Below are 3,747 nucleotides of genomic sequence, written 5' to 3'. Positions count from 1 at the left end.
GGCGAGTGGAAGTAGAATAGGCTGTTTGTATTGTAAAATACACAATTATTTTAAAAAAATATCTTGCTTTAGATAGAGGCAAAGATTAAGTAAAAACCACCTTAGAGAAAGATGCTATTAGCGGTTTTAAAAGCTTAGCATAATTTAGTATAAATTTCTGCTAAGATAGGAGTATTATGCCCGCTTTAATTGAATTTAAATTATTAGCCCCCAATAACAAAGAGGCCAAGCTGAAGGGATCTTTTTCCAATTGGGAAGAAATTGCGATGGAAAAAGACGATAACGATTATTTTCGGACACAAATTGAATTAGATGATGGCGTTTATCAATATAAATTTCGAGTCCAACTTCCTGGTGGTGGAGAGGAACAATGGGTAGAAGTCAATGACCCCTACGTAACTGCGATCGATCCAGCTACAGGAAATGGAATAGTGCGAATTAAAGAAGGTGAAAAGATTGTTGATACTTATGTTTGGCAGCACGATGATAAACCGCTCCCTCCGAATAGTAACTTAGTTATTTATGAGCTATTTATTGCGGATTTTTCGGGCGATGAAGATGACCCAAACAAACGAGAAAAATACCAAGATGTTATCGAAAAATTGGATTATTTGTCTGAGTTGGGGATAAATGCGATCGAACTAATGCCCGTCAACAAAAATCCCAGCGATTACGGCTGGGGTTACAGTCCAGAATACTACTTTGCCCCACAGCCTAACTACGGTTCAACCGAAGATTTGAAGCGGTTAATTGATGAATGCCACGGTAGAGGTATTCGCGTTATTTTAGACCAACTTTATAACCACTCATCTGAAGAATGTCCGCTACAAAAAATTGACCGCGATTACTGGTACTATCACGACCGTCACCATCCCGAAGACGAGTATTATTGGGGGCCAGAATTTAACTACGAATACTGGGACGAAAAACGCAATATTTGTCCTGCCAAAGAGTTTATGGGCGATGTGGTGCGTTTCTGGATTCAAGAATACCATATTGACGGCATTCGCTACGACGCATTAAAGCAATTGGATAACCGGGAATTCCTGCATTGGCTAACTCAAGAAGCGAAAAAAGCAGCGGGATCTAAACCTTTCTACAACATTGGCGAACACGTTCCAGAAAATGTTGATATGGTAGCTCCCAAAGGGCCGATGGATGCCTGCTGGCACGACAGTTTCTTCCATTTTATAATACCGCATATTTTCGGCGATAAGTTCGAGCTAGAAGAGGAACTGAAGAAAGTTCTAGATCCCAAGCGGCAGGAGTACCCAGAAGGCGTTACGAAGGTGGTTAATTATATCAGCAATCACGACCAAAAGCGCCTGTTAGAAAATTTAGGCGATCGCAACATTTTCGATGCAGCTGCATTTGGGCGTGTCAAGTTGGGAGTTGCGATCTTAATGACGGCTGTTGGAGTGCCTATGATCCGCATGGGCGAAGAATTTGGCGAATACACTCCCATAACTTTAGAGCATAGCAACCCTCTCAAATGGTCTTTGTTAAAAAATGACCGCAATCGCAATTTATTTGAGTATTTCAAAGGTTTAATTACCCTGCGGAAACAAAATCCTGCCCTCCAAACAGCCAACATCGAATTTTTTCACGAAAATCCAGAAGCAAAAGTATTTGCTTACGTGCGCTGGAATGATCAAGGATCGCGGGTTGTCGTTGTAGCCAATTTCTCAGATAAACATTTAGAAAACTATGAAATTCCCAACTTTCCGGCTAACGGAACTTGCCACGAATGGACAAATAATTACGATGTTGAATCGAAAGACGATCGCTTAGTTACCGATCTAGCTGAATACGAAGCAAAAGTCTTCGTTTTCGGTTAATTCTGTGCAGTTTTAATCGTCAGCACTTGCGGCGGCGTCGAATCTGGTGGATAAATAAAATCTAATTGCACCGTTCTGCGATCGCCTGCTGGCATTACGAGGGATAGCAAAGGTTGCAAAACCTCACCCATTGGTTGCCACAAATGCACGTAGCGAGTTACTTGTTGCCCTCGATCGTCTTTATACCGCAACCGCACGCTACCTCTAAACCAAGGAAAACCATAAGAGGGATTTCGGAAAATTAATCCCCCTTTACTCAACCTGTCTTCTTTCAAAGGAGTTTCCAAAGTTAAACTAACAGTCTGCGCTTCTTTCGTAGGGTTATAAAGAGGTAAATTAATATTGTATTCAATCGCGTAATTACCGTGCGCTTCATAAGCTGTATCTGGATAGCGCACCAGCATTTTCGCCGTTTGAATTTGATCGGTGCCTAACTTTCCACCGCGCAGAGTATTGATAGCATAAGAAATAGCTTGACCGCGCTGGGGAATGGTTAAATATTTTGTGTCAGGGCGATCGACTACCAACGCTTTCCATACAGAACCTTGCGCCACACCCGCAACGCGACCGTAAATCAATTGACCGCCAACTTGGTTTGGAGGAGTGGGAGTTTTATCGCGCGGGCCTGCTAAATTACCTGTATCTAAAAGTGCTTGCCATTCTGCTAAAGTGGGAGCGCGTTCCGTACCATCGGCATTTTGTTTAGCAAACATCGCCAAACTAGCTGCATAAACCTTACCGCTACTACGCAATCGAATTAACGCCGACCGACCGTTTTGCGGCTTTTCAAAATTCCGCACTGGCATAGGAAGATTCATCAACATCGCGCTTTGGCGGGGCGGAATAGTTAGCTTAGCAGGAAAATCTGCTTGTCGTTTACCTTGAAGTACATCATGTACGGCGCGATCGCCAGGGCCTGCATACACACTATTATCGGGATTTTCTACATAATGCGGCAGTTTAATATAGGGCGAATCTTGAGTTAAATAAGTTGCCGCTTGCAACACATCTACGGTAATTGCTTGAGAACCGGGATTATGCAGAATTACGCCTAAATAATATGTCTGCAAATCCTTCGGATTGATGGTTTGATGATGAACAAATATATCAAATCTTCCCTGAAATGGAAAGTTAAGGTGGGCTAGAGCAGCAGCTTTTCCTGTGGGCGGAAAAGTAGAAAGTAAAATTCCTTCAGTCTTCAACCATTCCGGACTATTGCTGTTAAACATCGGCACCGTATCTAAGCCTCCAGGCAAAGCTTTCACTTGCTGAGGTTGCACGATAATTTGTGGCGTTGGCTTTGGTGTTGGTGTCTCTTGGGCTAAGCTTAAACTTTCGGGCGAAGGTGGAAATTTTTTCCCGAATAACCAGTAGCCGCCCGCACCTGCAATTAGAACAAATAGGATGGAAATGATCGGAAGACTTATTGTTTTCTTACTCATGCTACTGGGATCGATCGCCTCATCGTGGTAGTTGTCAATAGTTTACTTTGAATATACGGCACTTAACAGACATTGAACTTCATCCGCCTCCCGGTAGACAGGTAGGGGTCGGGGGTGGGGTCGCTCCCCTTGTGATTGGGGTCACAGCCATCGCCTAATTTGCCTCACCAAGTTGTGGGGCGACTGTCATGCTCTATTAAAGTTGGCAATCACGAGCTACTCTATATAAAAAGATTACATTTAAAATCAAGAGTTCTCGCCAGGGTTATGCCGTCCCAAAGCTTCATACCTCCAGTCACAACTAACCACTCAACAGTCCCCAGGACTTCAACGTACAGCCGTGTCCCCCTGGACACTCGTCAAACGCAGCCTTCAGAACCAAACCGTCCTTTACCCCAGGAAATAATTTGCCAGTTTTTTTTAGAAATTGTTAAAAAATGGTCACCTGAGTTAGTTTTATCTGAATT

At 43.2% G+C, this 3,747-nt stretch carries 2 protein-coding genes; one reads left to right on the top strand and one right to left on the bottom strand.

Annotated features, from left to right (window positions below; all coding sequences use genetic code 11):
* Positions 1-176 precede the first annotated feature (176 nt).
* Positions 177-1,838 carry an alpha-amylase family glycosyl hydrolase gene (locus tag H6S82_RS23260; protein ID WP_190463587.1) on the top strand — a complete coding sequence of 554 codons (1,662 nt, stop codon included), beginning with the start codon at positions 177-179 and terminating at the stop codon, positions 1,836-1,838.
* Here the strand turns inward: H6S82_RS23260 and H6S82_RS23255 are convergent.
* Positions 1,835-3,280 carry a DUF3370 domain-containing protein gene (locus H6S82_RS23255; RefSeq protein WP_190463585.1) on the bottom strand — a complete coding sequence of 482 codons (1,446 nt, stop codon included), beginning with the start codon at positions 3,278-3,280 and terminating at the stop codon, positions 1,835-1,837. The two genes, H6S82_RS23260 and H6S82_RS23255, sit on opposite strands and share 4 nt — an antisense overlap.
* Positions 3,281-3,747: the final 467 nt, after the last annotated feature.

Source organism: Planktothrix sp. FACHB-1355 (genome assembly GCF_014748295.1).
GTDB classification, from domain to species: Bacteria; Cyanobacteriota; Cyanobacteriia; order Cyanobacteriales; family Aerosakkonemataceae; genus Aerosakkonema; species Aerosakkonema funiforme_A.
The sequence above is the reverse complement of the archived record's forward strand: the minus strand, read 5'-3'. Positions and strand labels throughout refer to the sequence as shown.